Origin of the sequence: Lysinibacillus sp. Ag94 (assembly GCF_023242215.1) — a bacterium.
Taxonomy (GTDB): Bacteria; Bacillota; Bacilli; order Bacillales_A; family Planococcaceae; genus Lysinibacillus.
On record NZ_CP096780.1, the window covers coordinates 3,694,143 to 3,714,163 of the forward strand.

Annotated in this window: 16 protein-coding genes, 1 riboswitch and 1 other annotated feature; of the genes, 5 read left to right on the forward strand and 11 right to left on the reverse strand. The window is 37.5% G+C overall.

Annotated features, from left to right (window positions below; translation table 11 throughout):
- Positions 1-752 precede the first annotated feature (752 nt).
- The 7 genes from MY533_RS17225 to MY533_RS17255 all read right to left on the reverse strand — a co-directional run bounded on the left by MY533_RS17225 (position 753) and on the right by MY533_RS17255 (position 10,735).
- The gene (locus MY533_RS17225) at positions 753-1,682 is read right to left on the reverse strand and encodes a hypothetical protein (protein ID WP_248716930.1); all 930 of its coding nucleotides are present in this window, start codon (positions 1,680-1,682) and stop codon (positions 753-755) included.
- Positions 1,669-2,190, reverse strand: coding sequence for a sigma-70 family RNA polymerase sigma factor (locus tag MY533_RS17230; protein ID WP_248716931.1), 522 nt, complete (start codon positions 2,188-2,190; stop codon positions 1,669-1,671). The genes MY533_RS17225 and MY533_RS17230 overlap by 14 nt, the downstream gene beginning before the upstream one ends.
- Before the next feature lie 97 nt (positions 2,191-2,287).
- Positions 2,288-4,705 (reverse strand): leucine--tRNA ligase, encoded by a 2,418-nt coding sequence (gene leuS, locus MY533_RS17235; RefSeq protein ID WP_248716932.1) that lies wholly within the window; start codon positions 4,703-4,705, stop codon positions 2,288-2,290.
- 90 nt (positions 4,706-4,795) lie between these two features.
- Positions 4,796-5,009: a binding site (T-box leader), on the reverse strand.
- A 101-nt stretch (positions 5,010-5,110) separates the two neighbouring features.
- Positions 5,111-6,862, reverse strand: a complete 1,752-nt coding sequence (gene dhaK, locus MY533_RS17240) for a dihydroxyacetone kinase subunit DhaK (protein WP_248716933.1) — start codon at positions 6,860-6,862, stop codon at positions 5,111-5,113.
- Positions 6,863-7,245: 383 nt separating this feature from the next.
- Positions 7,246-8,970 (reverse strand): SulP family inorganic anion transporter, encoded by a 1,725-nt coding sequence (locus MY533_RS17245; protein ID WP_248716934.1) that lies wholly within the window; start codon positions 8,968-8,970, stop codon positions 7,246-7,248.
- A gap of 69 nt (positions 8,971-9,039) precedes the next feature.
- Positions 9,040-9,384: an ArsR/SmtB family transcription factor gene (locus MY533_RS17250; RefSeq protein ID WP_132364576.1), complete on the reverse strand. Its 345-nt coding sequence runs from the start codon at positions 9,382-9,384 to the stop codon at positions 9,040-9,042.
- Positions 9,385-9,556: 172 nt separating this feature from the next.
- Positions 9,557-10,735, reverse strand: coding sequence for an MDR family MFS transporter (locus MY533_RS17255; RefSeq protein ID WP_248716935.1), 1,179 nt, complete (start codon positions 10,733-10,735; stop codon positions 9,557-9,559).
- 212 nt (positions 10,736-10,947) lie between these two features.
- Between MY533_RS17255 and MY533_RS17260 the strand changes: the two genes are divergently transcribed.
- Both MY533_RS17260 and MY533_RS17265 read left to right on the forward strand, forming a co-directional pair.
- Positions 10,948-11,904, forward strand: a complete 957-nt coding sequence (locus MY533_RS17260; protein WP_248716936.1) for a tRNA modification radical SAM protein MnmL/YtqA — start codon at positions 10,948-10,950, stop codon at positions 11,902-11,904.
- Positions 11,901-12,473 carry a tRNA 5-(aminomethyl)-2-thiouridylate-methyltransferase MnmM gene (locus MY533_RS17265; protein WP_248716937.1) on the forward strand — a complete coding sequence of 191 codons (573 nt, stop codon included), beginning with the start codon at positions 11,901-11,903 and terminating at the stop codon, positions 12,471-12,473. The genes MY533_RS17260 and MY533_RS17265 overlap by 4 nt, the downstream gene beginning before the upstream one ends.
- Positions 12,474-12,627: 154 nt before the next feature.
- Here MY533_RS17265 and MY533_RS17270 read toward each other — a convergent pair whose 3' ends face one another.
- On the reverse strand, positions 12,628-13,266 hold the full coding sequence (locus MY533_RS17270) for a superoxide dismutase (RefSeq protein WP_248716938.1): 639 nt from the start codon (positions 13,264-13,266) through the stop codon (positions 12,628-12,630).
- Between the two features lie 224 nt (positions 13,267-13,490).
- Here MY533_RS17270 and MY533_RS22195 point away from each other — a divergent pair, with 224 nt between their 5' ends.
- Together MY533_RS22195 and MY533_RS22200 are read left to right on the forward strand one after the other, a co-directional pair.
- Positions 13,491-13,910, forward strand: a complete 420-nt coding sequence (locus tag MY533_RS22195; protein ID WP_256469448.1) for an HTH domain-containing protein — start codon at positions 13,491-13,493, stop codon at positions 13,908-13,910.
- Between the two features lie 204 nt (positions 13,911-14,114).
- Positions 14,115-14,825, forward strand: coding sequence for an IS3 family transposase (locus MY533_RS22200; RefSeq protein WP_256469536.1), 711 nt, complete (start codon positions 14,115-14,117; stop codon positions 14,823-14,825).
- Between the two features lie 78 nt (positions 14,826-14,903).
- On the opposite strand, the gene MY533_RS17280 is transcribed toward MY533_RS22200, so the two are convergent.
- Both MY533_RS17280 and MY533_RS17285 read right to left on the reverse strand, forming a co-directional pair.
- Complete coding sequence (locus MY533_RS17280; protein WP_248716939.1) at positions 14,904-16,406, reverse strand: alanine/glycine:cation symporter family protein; 1,503 nt, start codon at positions 16,404-16,406, stop codon at positions 14,904-14,906.
- A 127-nt stretch (positions 16,407-16,533) separates the two neighbouring features.
- Positions 16,534-17,340, reverse strand: a complete 807-nt coding sequence (locus MY533_RS17285; protein ID WP_248716940.1) for an alpha/beta hydrolase — start codon at positions 17,338-17,340, stop codon at positions 16,534-16,536.
- A gap of 136 nt (positions 17,341-17,476) precedes the next feature.
- Here MY533_RS17285 and MY533_RS17290 point away from each other — a divergent pair, with 136 nt between their 5' ends.
- Entirely contained in the window at positions 17,477-17,995 is a 519-nt protein-coding gene (locus tag MY533_RS17290; protein WP_248716941.1) for a gamma carbonic anhydrase, read from the forward strand.
- Between the two features lie 179 nt (positions 17,996-18,174).
- On the opposite strand, the gene metK is transcribed toward MY533_RS17290, so the two are convergent.
- Positions 18,175-19,371, reverse strand: coding sequence for a methionine adenosyltransferase (metK, locus tag MY533_RS17295; protein WP_248716942.1), 1,197 nt, complete (start codon positions 19,369-19,371; stop codon positions 18,175-18,177).
- Between the two features lie 324 nt (positions 19,372-19,695).
- A riboswitch (SAM riboswitch) is annotated at positions 19,696-19,815 on the reverse strand.
- Between the last annotated feature and the right edge of the window lie 206 nt (positions 19,816-20,021).

Here is a 20,021-nt window from a genome sequence, read left to right on the forward strand (position 1 = left end):
AACAATTTAACACTTAGAATTATTCAAATGCAAGATGTTTTTTTAAAAAATATTATTTCTCCAAAAAGTATTTTATTTTTCACCCTAGTGATTTTATAACAAAAACCCTACAGTCTCTAAGTAAATAGATGTTTATTAAACGAAAACCGTAACATTTTTTAGCTAATATTATTTTTCTACTCTATTATCAAGTTGCGCAAAAATTATTTTGATATAATTAATTTTGTGCATATTTTCACATGCAATCTATGTATATTCCTTTTTCCTTTACTCTCATTAATCCAACATATTTCTTGAATAGGGCACAAAAAGGGAATCACTATGTAGAAATTTTTAGAATAAGAGAGAATTTTACAGCTTAAATAAATGAATTTCTTTCTCGTTAAAGGATGCTAAAAAACACTGTTAAACGATCTATTTAACTTTTAATGGATATTCAATAAAATAAATCCAATACACTTTTTGTATATTTCAAAATGAATAATCACTACCCATTCATTTTTATTATTCAAATATATATTTTTTCACTTAAAATGAATCCTACACATTTTTTAGACTCTGCTAGTAATGCTTTTTAAACTTAAAAGCAACTAAACCAATCAGTTATAACAAAAAAACATACAAGTAAAAAAGTACTTTTTAGAACGGCGTTAATTTAGTATTTTTGTCGGTAATTTCAAAACAAGTTTTCAATCCATCAAAAAGAGATGCTCTGGAATAATGTGAGCATCTCTTTTCGTTCGTTTCCTTTTCTATAGAAAATAAATGATAAATATAATAATTAGCGGCACTAGTGCAAATGACCCTATCGAAACATAATGTCTTTTTTCTTCACGTCCATAATAATAGTCAATCAAAAAATTGCTTACTATAGCGACAGTTAAAAATATCCAAAATGCAGATGTATATAAAAACCACCCATTTAAATTAAATAAAATTAAGGTCGCCCCTTGTATAAACTTAGCAATATACGTTGTACGTTGATGGCTTGTATTTATATATTTTGGTTCCTTTGAAATGCTAAACTTTTTTCGAATAGCTTTTTCTAAAAGCCATCCTAGTAAGAGAGCCATTATGAAAAAAGTAAAGATCTTACCAAAACTAAATTCTTTTTCATCTTCCATAAGCGCAATAAATGCTGAGGCAGTATCGTCATCTTGCACTTTGTAAAAGACATTTGTATGTCGATCGCTGAAAGCTAGCTGTCCATCGTTTAAGAACATTTTTAGCTGCACAGCCTGCCCATTGTTAAACTCCACCCATACATCACGGTATGCATAGTAATCATCATCATTCTTCGAAATAACTGCCTTTTGAAGCGTATTGGCAATGAGCTTTGTTTCCGAATCATTTTTATAAGACTGTTGCCCTAAAATCCAGCCAGTTCTTCCGGCCTTAAAGGTATCCTCCTCCCGATTATACGCACTCGTAAACTGTTTAACCTCATGCTGGGCTAGTTCAACAATCGAAGCATGCTTGGATGTCTCTACTTGATTCCATGGCCCAATTACAATTAACATGAGGATCGTCACGACTGCTCCTATGAAAATCATTGGATATTGCCATCTACGAGGTTGTTTATTTTGCTGAACTATATCGTGCAAAATACGCTCCTGCAATTGTTGTGAGAAACGTGGGGCTTCTCCAAGTTCTTTATCCACTTTATCCTTAAAAGATGTCATCTTCTAGCACCTCCCAATGGCTTTTGTCCAGTTTTTCCTGCAAAATTTGCCTTGCTCTACTCAGTCTTGTTTTCACTGTATTTTCGGTACATGCAAGGACCTCCGCTATCTCTCGAACCTTTAATTCTTGATAATAATAAAGAATGATAACTTCTCGATAGATTATAGGAAGCTCAAACAAAGCTCCTGTCACAATTTTTCGCTCATCTTTTTCAAGTAAATTTTTTTCTGGCGATCGTTTACTCACCCCAATGTGCAGCTTTTCAAATAAAATATGACGCTTATTTTTCCAGCTCCGTAAATAGTCATGACTTTTATGTACTGTTATTTTTACTAAATATGTTTTTAGTGAGGATCGTTGTTCAAAGCGCTCCTGCTGCTGATAATAGGCGAAAAATACATCTTGAACAATTTCTTCCGCAATAGCCCAGTCTTTAACATATAGATAAGCTACACGAAGACAATATTCACCATGCTCTTCCATAACCCTTGCTAAATGCTCACTCAAACAAACACCTCCTATTCACACTATAGTCGTATCAAAATCTTAGATGGTTTCAGCAGAAAAGAAAAAAGTGCCCAAATATTGGACACTTTTCACATTATTATTTCACGACGATGTTAACAAGCTTGCCTGGAATGACAATAATTTTTACAACGTTTTTGTCTGCTATATACTCTTGTACTTTGTCATCTGCAAGTGCTACTTTTTCGATTTCTTCTTTTGAAGCATCTTTCGCTACGATGATTTTTGCGCGTACTTTGCCAAGCACTTGTACGACGATTTCCACTTCATCATCAACAAGTTTAGACTCATCATATGTTGGCCATTGCGCATATGAAAGTGTTTCACCATGACCTAATATTTGCCATAGCTCTTCAGCAACGTGAGGAACCATTGGAGCTAACATTTTCACAAAGCCTTCAGCATATTCTGTTGGAATTACATCTGCTTTGTAGCAATCATTGATGAATACCATCATTTGTGAAATAGCTGTATTGAAGCGAATACCTTCATAATCCTCTGTCACTTTTTTCACCGTTTGATGATATGATTTTTCTAGTGTTTTGTCATCAGAAGCTTGAACTTTCGCAGCGATTGTGCCATCTTCTTCATTGACAAATAGGCGCCAAATACGATCTAAGAAGCGACGTGCTCCGTCCAAGCCATTTGTTGACCATGCAACAGATGCTTCAAGTGGACCCATAAACATTTCATATAGACGTAAAGTATCAGCACCGTGTGAAGAAATGATTTCATCCGGGTTCACGACATTCCCTTTTGATTTAGACATTTTTTCGTTACCTTCACCAAGAATCATCCCTTGGTTAAATAATTTATGGAATGGCTCTTTCGTGTGTACAACACCTAAATCGTATAATACTTTATGCCAGAAGCGAGCATATAGTAAGTGTAATACGGCATGCTCTGCCCCACCGATATAAATATCAACTGGTAACCAACGTTTCAGTAATTCTGGGTCTGCGATTGCTTCTTTATTTGTTGGGTCAATATAACGAATGAAGTACCAGCTAGAACCTGCCCACTGTGGCATCGTATTCGTTTCGCGACGACCTTTTTTGCCTGTTTCAGGATCAACAACATTTACCCATTCAGAAATGTTCGCTAACGGAGATTCACCCGTACCAGAAGGACGAATATTATCTGTTTTTGGTAGTACTAATGGTAATTCTGATTCCGGTACTGGCGTCGTTGTACCATCTTCCCAATGAATCATCGGGATTGGCTCACCCCAGTAACGTTGACGAGAGAATAACCAGTCGCGAAGACGGTAAGAGATTTTCTTCTCTCCTACACCTTTTTCTTCAAGCCATTGAATTGCCTTAGCAATACCTTCCTCTTTGTTTAAACCATCAAGGAAGTCAGAGTTAATATGTTTACCATCACCTGTGAAGGCTTCTTTGCTAATGTCTCCACCTTCAAGGACAGGAATAATTTCTAAACCAAATTCTGTAGCGAATTCATAGTCGCGCTCATCATGTGCTGGAACCGCCATAATTGCACCAGTACCGTATGATACTAATACATAGTCCGCAACCCAAATCGGCATTTTTTTACCGTTAATCGGATTAATTGCATAGGCACCTGTGAATACGCCTGTTTTTTCTTTCGCTAAATCTGTGCGTTCTAAATCAGATTTCAATTTTACTTTATCTAAATAAGCTTCAACAGCTTGTCGTTGTTCAGCAGTTGTAATTTGATCCACTAATTTATGCTCAGGTGCAATAACACAGTATGTAGCACCAAATAATGTATCAGGACGAGTTGTAAACACTGTGAAGTTTTCATCTGTTCCTTCTATATCAAATGTTACTTCTGCCCCTTCTGAACGACCAATCCAGTTACGTTGCATATCCTTAATAGACTCTGGCCAATCAACTTCCTCTAAGTCATCGATTAAACGATCAGCATAGGCAGTAATTTTAAGCATCCATTGCTTCATCGGACGACGTTCTACAGGGTGACCACCACGCTCTGATTTTCCATCAATAACTTCTTCGTTGGCAAGTACTGTTCCAAGTGCTGGACACCAGTTTACAGCTACTTCATCTACATAGGCTAAACCTTTTTTATAAAGTTGGATAAAGATCCATTGTGTCCATTTATAATATTCTGGATCTGTTGTGTTAATTTCACGATCCCAATCATAACTAAAGCCAAGCTCTTGGATTTGACGCTTGAATGTCGCAATATTTTTCGCTGTAAATTCAGCTGGGTCATTTCCTGTATCTAGTGCATATTGTTCTGCTGGTAAACCGAATGCATCCCACCCCATAGGATGTAGGACGTTATAGCCTTGCATGCGCTTGAAGCGTGAAAGGATGTCTGTCGCTGTGTAACCCTCTGGATGTCCTACATGAAGACCTGCACCAGATGGGTACGGGAACATATCTAATGCATAAAATTTTGGTTTTTCTGTTTCATTTTCAGTTTTGAAAGTTTTGTTATCAGCCCAATATTGCTGCCACTTTTTTTCAATTTGTTGATGATTAAAACTCATTATTTTTCCTCCTTTGAATGCGTCATACTTTTCACTTAAAGAATTGACAAAATATTTAAAAAATAAAAAAACTCGTCCCTTTCTTAGTCAGAAAGGGACGAGAGAATTCGTATCTCCCGCGGTACCACCCACATTAGTGATTACACTCGGCTCTTGCTTCCTTAACGCGGAAATGAACGGCACGCGCTATTTCACGCGGGCAGACTCAGAAGGCGAGTTCAATTTGCTTTCCTACTAGCTCCCACCAACCGCTAGCTCTCTAAAAAGAACCACAAATTTACTATTCCTAAATCGCTGTCTTTACAAGTATTGCATTTATTCTAATGGAAAGTACTAAAAAGCACAAGACTTTGTTTACATACTACCCATTTTTGAACAATTCAATGCCTATTTGTGAAACTACAGCTATTTTAAACTACGAGAAAGCTCCGTAAAAATAACGCCTAGCGCATAAGCACCAGCATCCGGATAACCTAGGCTTCTTTCACCAACTGTACCAGCGCGACCCATACGAGCAACGATTTCTTTTGTATATTCCGCTCCTTTAACAGCAGCCTCTGCCCCTTTTTCAAAGGCAGTTTTAAAATCCGCACAAGTAATAGCACTTTCTGCCCAAACATTTACACAAGGTGCAAGCGCATCTACAAGCGTTTTATCGCCTACCTCTGCCCCTCTTCCGAAAGAGCGCTCACCGATAGACTGTATGCCTTTAAGCGCTGCTTGTAACATTTCAGCAAACTCTTCGATCGTTAATTCCATTTTTCCTGCTACAGTTTTACCCGCAGCTCGGAAAGCCCCTCCCCAAATGGGTCCAGAAGCGCCTCCACAATGCTCCATAATCACCATAGAACATGCATCAAGGAAAGTCCCAATAGTTAAATGTTCCTGACCTACAATCGAGCCCCATTCTCGTTTTAATTGCTTAAATCCTTTAGCGACGCTCATTCCGAAATCGCCATCACCTGCATGTGTATCTAATTCGCAGAAAGGTACTTCGTTCTTGATAATAATTTCGCTCATTTTATCTACGAGATAAATCATATTATTTAATGTGATGACCTCACTCTTGATAATAGCGTGCTCTTCCACTGTTTCCGTCTCAAAGAAAACTCGTTTCTCTTCTATATTGTCATGAATATCTACGTATTCTACACTATCAACGGGTCCCTCTACTTTAAATGCAGGTGTATTACATTCTTTCGATAGTAATGTTTTCAGCTCATTATCTAGTTTCATTACTGTTAAAGAAACCCCAGCCATATCAATACTAGTCATGTAATTGCCGACAAACGTTCTATTGATTCGTATCTTTCTTTTACTTAATTCTCTAGTAACTGCATTGTTAAACAGATAAAGTTCTTGAAGCGGTGTACCGCCAAAGCCATTTACTAGAACAGCAATTTCAACACCTTTATCTAATGCTAAATCTTTTACAAGGTCATTTGTCATACGAATAGCTAATTCATCAGCAGACATAACTTTTTCACGTTTTCTCCCGGGCTCTCCATGAATACCGACACCATATTCCATCTCATCTTCACCCAATTTAAAAGTCGGTGATCCACTAGCTGGAACCGTACAGGAAGTTAGTGCTAGACCAATTGTTCGAACATTTGTCGCCGCTTTTTCCGCAACAGCTTTCACCTGCATCAAATTCATACCTTCTTCTGCTGCCGCACCAGCGATTTTATGCACTAACACAACCCCTGCAACGCCGCGTCTTCCTACTGTAAAAAGACTATCCTCTACTGCAATATCATCATTTACGCGGACGTACTCTACTCGAATGCCATCCTCAGTAGCTAAGTAGGCACCATTTTTAAAGTTCATAATATCTCCGCTGTAATTTTTAATAATGAGCAATGTACCTTTTTTGCTGGCTGTTGCTTTAATGGCTTGATATACCTGTATTTGCGAAGGAGAAGCAAATACGTCACCGCATACTGCAGCATCAAGCATTCCTTTCCCTACCAATCCGGCATGTGCCGGTTCATGTCCACTACCGCCACCGCTAATTAAAGTTACCTTATTGTCATTCATTTCTTTTTTCTTAATTATTTTATATTTTTTTAACAACTCAAGTTCCGGATGAGCCATAACCATCCCATTGCACATTTCCATAACGAGAGTTTCAGGTTGATTCATAATTTTTTTCATTTTTATTCCTCCCCAGTAAGCTTGGTTACATTGTTCATAGCCTATCCATACTTCTATAATTATTCATAGGCGATTTCTGCTATGATTTCGAAAGCATATTGTTATTCATTATAGCAAAATGAAAGCGCTTTATCTCAGAAGGACAAAATGAACGATTTGTCTAAAGACACTCGGCTTTTTTTATGTTGTAGAGATGATTGTCATGACCTCTCAAGCAGTTGAGGCTCTTTGCGAAAGCCGAATTCTTTCAAATAAATTAAGAAAACCCGAACAATGGCAAAACACCGTCTGAGTGTCTTGCCATTTATTCGGGTTTTACTTTAGCTAAAATACTTTTGCCCCAGCCCTCTTGTACATGTTACTTCGCTTTCGGTGAGAATAATTTACCGCCCGTTAACGCGGGATAATTCCTGACATTCACGAAAAGCAAAATGCTTACATCCAATACATTTATTTGTATCTAAATAACTTAAAGCCTTATTAATCGCTTCTCCTGTACGCTGATAGAAATTATCTTCACCAATTTCAGCATATAAACCATTTTTTTGTAGTGTCAATTCCACTTCATCTTGCACACCTGTAACTAAAATAGTGCCACCTTGAGCTTTAAAATTCCGGATAACATTACCAAAATATGTCTCACCTGTCGTATCTAAAAAGGGTACTTTACTCATCCGTAAGATCAAAACTTTCTGTTGTTGTTGAATGGAACTTACTATTGCCTCCTCAAAAGTTTGAGCTGCGCCAAAGAAAAGAGGACCTTCAATTGTATAAATACTAATTTGTGGACAGTCACGTTTCTGATGAACAACATGTGATTGTACCTTCCCACTTTCTTTCGAATGATCCGGTAATACTTTTGTTACAACAAGCTTTTCGCTCATACGCTTCGCAAACAATATGACCGCTAACACAAGTCCAACCTCTACAGCTAATGTTAAGCTCGTAAAAACAGTCAGTAAAAACGTAATCATTAAAACGAGGGAATCGCCAGATTTTAATTTAACAATATGCGCAAAATGCTTTTGCTCACTCATATTCCAAGCTACAACCATTAAAACTGGAGCCATACTTGCTAACGGAATATGTGAAGCAAAGGGCGCTAGTATTAATAAAGTGACTAAGACAAATACACCGTGAATAACCCCTGATATCGGTGATACGGCACCTGTTTTAATATTTGTTGCAGTTCGAGCAATAGCCCCTGTCGCAGGGATTCCTCCAAAGAAAGGAGTGACGATATTAGCAATCCCTTGACCAACAAGTTCTCGATTACTATTATGTTTTGTATTTGTCATACCATCTGCTACTACTGCCGATAGAAGTGATTCAATGCCACCTAACATAGCGATCACAAAGGCTGGTCCAATAAGTAGCTGTATGCGCTCTAATGTGATATCTGGAATTGCAAAATTCGGTAATGTATTTGGAATTTGACCATAGGCCGTTGCGATTGTGGCAACTTGTCCAGAAAAAAAGAACGTTGCCACTAATGTAGAAACAACAATGCCTGCTAACGCCCCTGGAACTTTGGGTAAAACTTTAGGTGTTATCAAAATAATGATAAGACTAATGATTGCTATTAAAACACTATAAAAGTTTGTTGTACCAATATGCATAACAATTTCTTTTACATTGTCAATAAAATACTCATGCCTTTTAATATTAGTCAAACCTAAGAAATTAGCGATTTGACCTGTAAAAATAATAACGGCAATTCCTGCTGTAAATCCTATTGTCACGGGTCGCGGGATAAATTTTATTAATGAGCCAAGTTTAAATATCCCCATTAAGCACAACATAATTCCGGCCATTAACCCAGCGATTAGTAAGTTTTCATAGCCATACGAAATGACTACCCCTAGCAGAATTGGCACAAACGCACCTGTAGGTCCCCCGATTTGATATTTCGAACCACCCAAAAGAGAAATAAGTATTCCAGCAATAAAAGCTGTATATATTCCATACTCAGGCTTAACACCTGACGCAATAGCAAAAGACATTGCCAGCGGTATTGCCACAATGCCGACAATGACTCCTGATATTAAATCTTTTTTCAAATGATGAACAGAATATCCTTCATATCGTCCTGTAAACAGTGACTTCATCTATAAATCTTCCCTTCAAAATAATAAGCAAGGTAAATGTTTCATAAGAACACAGTCTACAAAATTAATTTAATCCTCTTCATTATTTTCGTTAATCGTCATTTCTTCTAATCTTGAAATTGTATTTATCAAATGATTGTTGAAAATATCCTTTGCAACACCAAGTAATTCCCCAATCATCGGATCGCTTAAAGAATAGTAAACTTTTTTCCCCTCTTTCGTCCCATGCACAATATTTTTGCCTCGCAATACACTTAATTGCTGAGAAACAGCTGAGCCCTCTTTTTCTAAGCAGCTTTGAATTTCATTGACGTTTTTTTTACCATCTACTAGTAATTCTAGAATTCTGATTCGTAATGGATGTGCTAAAGCTTTAAAAAAATCTGCCTTAAATTGCTGCAAGCTCTCTTCCACATAAACCCCTCCAAGCAACTTCAATTTCATATATTCAAATATTTGAATATGTATGATAGATTGTACGCCACAATTTGTGAACTTTCAATATCAATTATTAAAAAACGAGCAAAAAACGTGTTTCCTACACATTTTTTGCTCGTTTTGAAAATATTTTTGTTAAATTTAACTATTAATCTGTCACTGTTTTCTTGTTTCGTAAAGGATAATCATAGATAAGGCATGGAATAATCGCAAACAATACAATAATTACTGGCATTAATACGAGTGCAATTATGCCAAACTGGTCAACCATAATACCACCAAATAGAGGGCCAATCATACGACCTGTAGTTGCCGCACTATTAATAATCCCTTGATAAAAGCCCTGACGCCCTTTTGGTGCAAGATGATTGGCGATGGTAGGTAAAGCAGGCGTATAAAACATTTCACCAAAAGTTAGCACAACCATTGCTGCTCCAAACATTTTAAAATCACTAGCAAATGCAATGATGCCAAAGGATATTGCGATCAAGGTAACGCCAAAAACTAATTGACGCTTCAATTTATTTTCCCAACGTTTCACTAGCGGTGCAATTAGCGGTTGCCCTAAAACAATAAGTAGGCCATTAATTGTCCAAAGTAAGCTGTACTGTTTCAACCCTAATCCTAAATCTTGCGTATAGGAAGAAATAGTCGCACTCCATTGTGAATAAGCTAGCCAGCATAACACAGAGGATGAACTAATAATTAATAGTGCATAAAACGGTGCTTTATTAATAATTCGCTTACTTTCACTCACGACATTCTTCGGTGCAATGCTTCCTTCTTCAAATCGTTTAAAAGTAAAAAACGCTATAAAAAAGAACAATATATACATAGCTAAGTTGACAATGAAGACGTAGTCAAATTTGTAATCAGCAACAACACCGGCAAGTGCAGGACCAATCGCCACTCCTACATTTTGAGCTAAATAAATTGCGTTAAAAGCCTTTCGTCCGCCCTCAGGCCACGCAGTTCCAGCTAAAGCAAACATTCCTGGGAAAACAATACCCCCACTAAAGCCAAGTATCGTTAAAATCCACACATAATGTGGCCAGCCGTGCCAAATCGTTAAAGCTACTAATGAGGAAATTGTCAAAAGAATGCCCAACATTGTTGATTTATAGCCACCTATTCTATCAAATAAGTAACCACCTAAGAGATTTCCTAATACGCCGGCAGCAGAATTCAGCATCAACACAAAGCCCGCCATCGCAAGTGATTTCCCTAAATAATCGTGCATATAAATGGCGTTTAAAGGCCATAAAAATGAGTTGCCTGTTGTGTTCACAAACATTCCGATAATTAAAAACCAAACACTTTTTGGCATAGAACGACCTCCATTGTTTCGCTACTCTAAATAGTTAGTTTATGTTGAAAAATACAAAAGCACAAGAAAAATAAATTTACTCTTTTTACTTAGGCTTTAGAATAATGTAGGTTTCGTTCGGTACTCCTCATGATTTGCTCGGAGTCATTCACATAAATCATGACGGAAGCACTAGAAACGTGATAAAATATAATGTTAGAGGAGTGAAATAAATGACAGAGACAAACTTTCCTTTTCCTTCAGATGGGAAAAGATATTATACATGGAATCGCTATTTACGTGAGCAATTTGGTCATAAAGTTTTTAAAGTAGCACTAGACGCAGGCTTTGACTGTCCAAATCGCGATGGTACTGTTGCCTTCGGAGGTTGTACGTTTTGTAGTGCCGCAGGTTCAGGTGATTTTGCAGGCAATAAAGTTGATCCTATCGAGGTACAATTTGCTGAAATTCGTGACAAAATGCATCAAAAATGGAAAGACGGCAAATATATGGCCTACTTCCAGGCATATACAAATACACATGCACCACTTCCTGTATTAAAGGAAAAATTTGAAGCTGCGTTGGCTCAAGAGGGTGTTGTTGGATTATCCATTGCAACGCGCCCAGATTGTCTGCCAGATGATGTAGTTGAATATTTAGCTGAATTAAACGAGCGTACCTATTTATGGATTGAGCTCGGACTTCAGACTGTGCATGAAAAAACCGCAAATCTTATCAACCGCGCCCACGATTATGCAACATATGTGGAAGGTGTTAATAAGCTACGAAAGCATGGTATTCGCGTATGCTCGCACATTATTAATGGTCTTCCACTTGAGGACTATGACATGATGATGGAAACTGCTCGTGAAGTTGCAAAACTTGATGTACAAGGCATTAAAATTCATTTACTACACCTTTTAAAAGGTACACCAATGGTTAAGCAATATGAAAAGGGCATGTTAGAGTTTTTAGATCAGGACGTTTATACAAAGCTTGTAGCAGATCAACTTGAAATTCTACCACCGGATATGGTTATTCACCGTATCACAGGCGATGGACCAATTGATTTAATGATTGGCCCAATGTGGAGTGTTAATAAATGGGAAGTACTAAATGGCATTGATGCTGAGCTTGAACGACGTGGAAGCTGGCAAGGGAAATTTTATCGTGCTGAGGTAGCCAAATGAAGCTACAACGTGTTTTACAATATGCACAACAGTTACTAACAGATACAGTTGAAGAGGGAGACACTGTCGTAGATGCCACAGCGGGTAACGGCCACGACACATTGTTTTTAGCACAGCTTGTCGGCGATGAAGGGCAAGTGTACGCATTTGATGTTCAAAAGGGCGCTGTTGATGCAACTCTCCACCGCCTTTTAGATAATGGCTTAGAGCACCGTGCCCTTATTTTGCATAGAGGGCATGAAGAAGTAGCCAACTATGTACACAAGCCGGTAGCTGCTGCCATTTTCAATCTTGGGTATTTGCCTGGTAGTAATCACGACATCGTTACACAGCCAAATACAACGATACAAGCAATTGAAGATTTGCTAAAGCTGCTCAAAATCGGTGGTCTTATTGTCCTTGTCATTTATCACGGTCATCCTGGTGGTAAGGAAGAACGGGATGCAGTGATAGAATATGTCAGTCAACTTCCCCAAAAATATGTACATGTATTAAAATACGAGTTTCTAAATCAACAAAATGATCCACCCTTTGTGATAGCTTTGGAGAAAATGAAAGATTACTCGTAAAGTTAAATAGAACGTTTCGATATAAGGCGTGATTCCGATAGAACATTGGAATCAGCCTTTTAATTTTGACAAGAAAATATCCCCCGATGGCGCGGGGGATAGGGAGGAGTACTTAATTATTACTTTCATGTCAAATTACCTTAATTAACTTCGCTTAGTTAGATTTTAAAAGTGTTTGTTGCTTCATTGCATCCACATATCGTTGATTGACTTTATCCCAATCGACAGTATTCCACCAATTCGTAACAAATTCAGGTCGGCGATTTTGATATTTCAAATAATATGCATGTTCCCATACATCAATAACGAGTAACGGAATTTTCCCTTCTTTTAAAGGTGTGTCTTGGTTAGCTGTACTCATAATGGTTAATTGTTCGCCATCTAGCACTAGCCAGCCATACCCACTTCCAAAGCGGGCAATTGCTGCTTTAGAAAGCTGATCCTGAAAATTATCAAACGTTTTAAAATAATAATCAATCGCCTTTCCCATATCTGCAGTCGCTTTGCCACCACCACAGGGACTCATCAATTCCCAAAATAAACTGTGGCAATAGTGACCTCCACCATTATTTTGTACAGCTGTTTGAATGTCAGCTGGAAGTATATCAAGGTTGCGTAATAAATCCTCTAATGACAGATTTTGCAAGTCTTTATGACCTTCTAAGACCGCATTTAAATTATTTACATACGTAGCATGATGCTTAGAATGATGAATTTCTAATGTTCTAGCATCTATATAAGGCTCCAACTGATCATAATCATATGATAGTTTCGGTAAATGGAACACAGTCATCTTTTCACCTCCTCCCAAAAAGTTTCTTAAAGGAAAGATAATTTCCTTAAAACAAAATATACCTTCTTTTTCTATTGCAGTCAACAGAAAATTTATTTTCTTTTATAAAATTAAAAAAGCTATCTAATAGTAAACTGTACCCTATAAGATAGACACTTTGAAAAAAGTCTATCCTATAGGGTACTTTTGTTTATAATTAGAAAAAAGATGTCGGAGCGGAATAAATGACGAAAAAATTATTTACTAAAAAAGAGCAAGAACAACTTAACTGTAATCCTAATGTCCAAGCTATTAGTGATAAAGCGATTACTTATACTGAGGAATTTAAACGCCATTTTATTGCAGAAAATGAAAAAGGAAAACTCCCAAGAATGATTTTTGAAGAGGCCGGTTTAGATGTTGAACTGATTGGTTTAAAGCGCATTAGTTCAGCGGGAAAGCGGTGGCGTGCAGCTTATCGTACAACTGGAGTAGCGGGTCTACAAGATACACGGAAAACGAAGTCAGGTCGTCCAATAGAACGAGAATTAAGTTTAGAAGAAAAAATTACACGATTAGAAGCGAAAAATCGATTATTACAAGCGGAGAATGAACTTTTAAAAAAGCTCGATCTACTCGAAAGGCAGATGTTAAAGAAGAAATAACAATCGCAACAGAACTAAAATTTGATTTAATCAGTAAAACGATTCAAAAATATAAACTAAAACGGTTAGTTAGCTATCTATGTGAAATCATGGGCGTATCTTGTTCAGGTTACTATAATTATTTCGCAGAAAAATCGACACAAAAGCGTGCAGCCCATGAGTTAGCAGATGAAGCTATCAAAGAAATTATTTTAAAAGCGTATCATTTCCGAGGACGTAAGAAAGGGTGCACGTCAAATTAAAATGACGTTAGAAAATCAATATGGGATTACGTATAACTTAAAACGTATACGCCGCATTATGAAGAAATTCGAGATTGTATGTCCAATTCGAAAAGCTAATCCGGCACGTAGAATGGCCAAAGCGACAAAAGAACATCGTACATGTCCAAATGAATTACAGCGTAACTTTAAACAAGGTGTAGCAGGAAAAGTATTATTAACAGATATCACGTATTTGACGTACGGAAACGGCAAACGTGCTTATTTATCAACGATTAAGGACGCTGAGACAAACGAAATTTTAGCGTATGAAGTATCAGCTTCATTAAGTATGGATATCGCGCTCAATACTCTTCGTAAATTGAAGCGAAATCACCACCATTTAACGAACGATGCATTTATTCATTCAGATCAAGGATTCCATTATACGAATCCAAAATTCCAGAAACTTGTGAAGGATATGGGACTAGGGCAATCTATGTCACGCCGAGGAAACTGTTGGGATAACGCCCCGCAAGAATCCTTCTTCGGCCATTTTAAAGATGAAACTAATCTGAAAGCGTGCGAAACATTAGAAGAAGTAAAACGAGAAGTGAAAAGTTATATGATATATTACAACCATTATCGAGGGCAATGGAACTTGAAAAAGCTGCCGCCTGCAAAATACAGACAGCAGCTTCAAAAGGTTGCCTAGCTTTTTTTCAAAATGTCCTTTACAAAGGGTACACTTTATAGACTATTAAAATCTATTAGATAGCTTTCTCTTTTTTATCTATTTATTTTTACGTTTGTCATTATAGTCTATCCAGAAATCTGCTCCTTTAATTCCTAGTTTACGAGGATCAAAAACAGGATCTTTTCCTTCTTTTTTCTGTTTCTCATAGTCCTTTAAAGCGACTATAGCAGGCTTCATAATAATTAATATCGCTAAAACGTTAATCCAAACCATTAGACCTAGCCCAACATCCCCCATTGCCCAAGCAAGATCGGATGTACGGATTGTACCGTAAAATGCAGAAATTAAAATTGCAAATTTAGCCAGCCATATGAAGACTTTTTCTGTACCTCCTGAGAATAAATAAGCTACATTCGTTTCTGCAATGTAGTAGTATGCCATAATTGTCGTAAAAGCAAAGAAGAATAAGGCAATCGCTACGAATGGTCCACCAAACCCTGGTAGTGAAGAGTCAACCGCATATTGTGTGTATGCTGCGCCTTCTTTAATACTTTTCGCAAATGTAATTTGTTCTTCTCCAGTTAATTCGCCTTTATTGAAATCACCAACATAAACAAATGTATCAGCGCCCGCTTTTTCATCGTGTACATTATACATACCCGTAAATAAAATCATAAATGCTGTAGCTGAACAGATTAATAGCGTATCAATATACACAGAAGCTGCTTGAACGATACCTTGTTTAGCAGGGTGTGATACTTCTGCTGCCGCTGCCGGATGCGCGCCTGTCCCTTGACCGGCTTCATTCGAATAAATTCCACGTTTAACACCCCATGCAATAGCAGAGCCAATAACACCACCAAAGATTTCATGCGCACCAAATGCGCTAGAAAAAATTAATGAAAATACAGCTGGTACTTCTTTAATATTCATGACAATAATGACGATGGCCATCAAAATATATGCTAATGCCATAAACGGTACAATGACCTGTGCAGCATTGGCAATCCATTTTACACCACCGATAATAATCGTACCTAATAGTACGACAATAATAAGTCCTGTTATCCAAGTCTTAACATCGAAAGCGTTTTCAACTGCTGTCGCAATTGCATTCGATTGAACACCAGGCATCAAAATTAACATGGCAGCTAATGCGGCGACAGCAAAAATAACTGCAAACCACTTTTGCCCCATTCCTTTTTCTATGTAAAAAGCTGGCCCGCCACGATATTCTGTATCTTTCTCTTCTTTATAAATTTGAGCCAACGTCGACTCCACGTAAGCAGTTGCCGCACCGATAAAGGCGATTGCCCACATCCAAAAAACAGCACCAGGTCCCCCCATCCCGATTGCTGTAGCAGTACCGGCAATATTACCTGTACCTACTCGACCAGATAATGCAATAGACATTGCTTGGAAAGAGGAAATCCCCTTATCCGATTTTTCGCCTTTAAACATTAAAACAAACATATCTTTAATGTGTCTTACTTGTAGGAACCGTGTAATGATTGAAAAGAAGAGCCCAATTAACAAAATGCCATAAATAAACCACGGTCCCCATAAAATCTCATTAATTTTCCCAACAATTGTTTCCATCTTACCCCTCCAATTTGAAAAGCATTACTTTAAGTCATTATAGTATTACACTTTTCTGAAAATTACAATATTATATTCAAGAAACAAAAAGTTAGTAATTTTTCTAGTTAATTGGAGAGGAAATTCACTATTCAATTATATAGCCAATTCTTCGCAGAGCATTATTAATAAAATCTCGTATATAAACAAAAATCTCGTCACGCTCTACTTCATGAAATAGATTATGATAACAGTTTGCCCATTCTTTGAATTGAAACTCTGTAAATTCCATCTGATAAAGCCAATTTCTTGTTTGTTTAGTTTCAGTAATATTATCTTTTTCAGCTGTCATAACTAACATCGGCCTATTTGGGAATTCAGCCTTAGGCAATAACACTAAATTGCGCATCATTTGTTGTAGCTCACGATACCATTTTACTGAAACAACGGATGAAAAAGGAACTTCATCCTTCATCTCATCTCTACCTTCTATACTGCGCGTTAATAATTCTAATGTAATTTCATGGGTCAGTTTCACATTGGCAGTCAAGGCACTTAAACTAGTTAAAGCATTTGAGAGTTTACCTGGCAATAGCTTTAAATGAAGCCATGGTGAAGTTAAAATAATTCCTGCACATTCATATTTTCGTTTTTGCATGGTATGTAGTAATAGAGTCGCGCCAAGCCCATGTCCTATTAAAAAGACAGGTAAATTATACGAAAATGCATTCTCGATTAAATTTCTTGTATATTTGTTGTATTCTTTAAAATCTTCATCGTGAATTTTTGAATATCCTACATTTACTCCATGATTAGGTAAATCCCCCATGACTATGTGGAAGCCTTCCAATCTAAGTTTTTCTATAAGCCATGCATACCAACGGTGATTTTCATATGCACCATGAAGAATAGCAACCACAGCCTTTGCTTGTCCATCAGCTTCCCATTTCCACATTTCACATAGTCCTCCTAAAAAAATAATTACACAATGATTATATCGGAATATCTAGATCATTTTAATTTTATATTTCCATCATGTTGCGTATTTGATACGATAATATTACATCATAGAAAGAAAAGAGGCGATACTCATGATCTATCCATTTAAAGGTAAAAGACCCAATATCGATCCTTCTGTTTTCATTGCTGATTATGCAACAGTTACTGGCGACGTTACAATAGGTGCTGAAACAACCATTTGGTTTAACACAGTTATTCGAGGAGATGTATCACCAACAATTATAGGAAAAAGAGTTAGTATTCAAGACCTCTGTTGCTTACATCAAAGCCCCAAATATCCACTCATTATTGAAGATGAAGTAACAGTAGGACATCAAGTAACTTTACATAGCTGTACGATTCGAAAAAAAGCCTTAATAGGTATGGGCTCTATAGTATTAGACGGAGCGGAGATTGGAGAGGGTGCATTCATTGGGGCGGGTAGTCTAGTTCCTCCAGGTAAAGTAATTCCTCCAAATAGCTTAGCACTTGGCCGTCCTGCAAAGGTTGTAAGAGAATTAAATGATGAAGATAAAGAAGATATGGAACGCATCATACGTGAATATGTAGAAAAGGGGCAATACTATAAATCTCTTCAACCAAAAAATTAATATAACTAAATCAAAGCAGCTCCACGTTTTCTTGGGTAACCGAGCCCTCCATGATTATGATTAGGAGCTTATTTTTTTCGTTAAAAAACAGTGAAAGGGGCTATAAGAATATTGAGCCCCTTTCTGTAATAGTATTTTAAAATATTTTTCCAAACACTTCATTGCTTTAGCTAAATAGTTTATAAACCTGCTTTTTCTTTTAATGCGTCAGCTTTGTCTGTTTGTTCCCAAGGTACATTTAAATCTGTACGACCGAAGTGACCATATGCGGCAGTTTGCTTATAAATAGGACGACGGAGGTTAAGCATTTTAATAATCCCCGCTGGGCGTAGATCAAATAGCTCGCGTACCCATTTTACAATTTCACTTTCTGCAACTTTTCCTGTACCAAATGTATCAACAGCAATAGATACAGGTTGAGCAACACCAATCGCATAAGCTAGTTGTACTTCAGCTCGATCAGCTAAACCAGCAGCTACGATATTTTTCGCCACATAGCGTGCTGCATATGCCGCTGAACGGTCTACCTTAGTTGCGTCCTTACCTGAGAAAGCACCTCCACCATGACGTGCATAGCCACCGTATGTATCAACGATGATTTTACGTCCAGTTAAACCAGCATCCCCTTTAGGACCACCAATTACGAATCGGCCAGTTGGGTTAATGAAATATTTAGTATCGGCATCTAGTAATTCACTTGGAACAACTGGAGCAATAACGAATTCTTTTAAGTCTGCTTGAATTTGCTCAAGTGTAGCTTCTTCATCATGCTGTGTTGAAATTACAATCGTATCAACGCGTACTGGTATATTGTTTTCATCATATTCAACCGTTACTTGCGTTTTTCCATCTGGGCGTAAATATGCTAATTCACCAGATTTACGTACTTCCGTTAAACGACGAGCTAATTTATGCGCTAAACTAATTGGTAATGGCATAAGCTCTGGCGTTTCGTTACATGCATAACCGAACATTAAACCTTGGTCACCTGCACCAATTGCTTCAATGTCAGCGTCTGTCATAGAACCTTCACGCGCCTCTAATGCTTGGTCAACACCTTGGGCAATATCAGGTGATTGCTCGCCAATCGCAACAAGTACTGCTAGGTTTTCAGCATCAAAGCCGTACTTCCCACGTGTATAACCGATTTCTGCTACAGTATCACGAACGATACCTTTAATATCTACATAAGTAGAAGTAGTAATTTCTCCTGCTACTAACGCTAAGCCTGTTGTTACTGTTGTTTCACACGCTACACGCGCGTTTGGATCTTCTGCTAAAATAGCATCTAAAATGGCATCCGAGATTTGGTCACAAATTTTGTCTGGATGTCCTTCTGTTACACTCTCTGATGTAAACAGTCGACGGTTTGTCATTTGATTTTCCTCCTATTACTTTTACAAATAATAATTGCGAATTAATACGGTACTCATTACCCATGTCAAGTTCGCCCATAAGGATTGAACTCTCAAGCCGTTGTTGCTGCCGTTGCACTTTCGCACAGTAAACATTTGTTACAGTCACTACGCTTTCGCACAACTAAACAGCTGCTGCTTTTAACACGAGGATTTTCGAAAGATCCGTCATTATAATAAGGAAAGGACTGTATACTTACCTTTAATTCGTTTTTAACAATAAAAAAATCCTTTTCTCACGCTTACTTAACATGAGGAAAGGAATAATGACTTCGTAACCTTTCACTCTTATCGTTCAAGGGAGTTTCCCCTTGCATCAGATTGGCACCAGCGCATGTCGTGAAATAGTTCATGCAGGTTGCCGGGTTTCACAGGGCCTGACCCTCCACCAGCTCGGGATAAGAGTATCCGTTCAATATCTCATAATACGTAAATGGTCGAACATTGTCAAATATTTTTATCTTCTTCCAGCTTTCATGCGAAAACCATTTAAAGTCTCTGGACGAAATTATGCTGTGGCATAATTGATTGTATTCTTATAAAGAAAGTACGGGCTTTATAAGCAAGGAATTTGGCTTATGCTGTAAATTAAAACAAAATAATCCCTACTC

Coding starts and splice junctions, on each gene's coding strand:
- MY533_RS17225 (WP_248716930.1), bottom strand. CDS start 1,682: ATGACATCTTTTAAGGATAAAGTGGATAAAGAACTTGGAGAAGCCCCA.
- leuS (WP_248716932.1), bottom strand. CDS start 4,705: ATGAGTTTTAATCATCAACAAATTGAAAAAAAGTGGCAGCAATATTGG.
- dhaK (WP_248716933.1), bottom strand. CDS start 6,862: ATGAAAAAAATTATGAATCAACCTGAAACTCTCGTTATGGAAATGTGC.
- MY533_RS17245 (WP_248716934.1), bottom strand. CDS start 8,970: ATGAAGTCACTGTTTACAGGACGATATGAAGGATATTCTGTTCATCAT.
- MY533_RS17255 (WP_248716935.1), bottom strand. CDS start 10,735: ATGCCAAAAAGTGTTTGGTTTTTAATTATCGGAATGTTTGTGAACACA.
- MY533_RS17260 (WP_248716936.1), top strand. CDS start 10,948: ATGACAGAGACAAACTTTCCTTTTCCTTCAGATGGGAAAAGATATTAT.
- MY533_RS17265 (WP_248716937.1), top strand. CDS start 11,901: ATGAAGCTACAACGTGTTTTACAATATGCACAACAGTTACTAACAGAT.
- MY533_RS17270 (WP_248716938.1), bottom strand. CDS start 13,266: ATGACTGTGTTCCATTTACCGAAACTATCATATGATTATGATCAGTTG.
- MY533_RS22195 (WP_256469448.1), top strand. CDS start 13,491: ATGACGAAAAAATTATTTACTAAAAAAGAGCAAGAACAACTTAACTGT.
- MY533_RS17280 (WP_248716939.1), bottom strand. CDS start 16,406: ATGGAAACAATTGTTGGGAAAATTAATGAGATTTTATGGGGACCGTGG.
- MY533_RS17285 (WP_248716940.1), bottom strand. CDS start 17,340: ATGTGGAAATGGGAAGCTGATGGACAAGCAAAGGCTGTGGTTGCTATT.
- MY533_RS17290 (WP_248716941.1), top strand. CDS start 17,477: ATGATCTATCCATTTAAAGGTAAAAGACCCAATATCGATCCTTCTGTT.
- metK (WP_248716942.1), bottom strand. CDS start 19,371: ATGACAAACCGTCGACTGTTTACATCAGAGAGTGTAACAGAAGGACAT.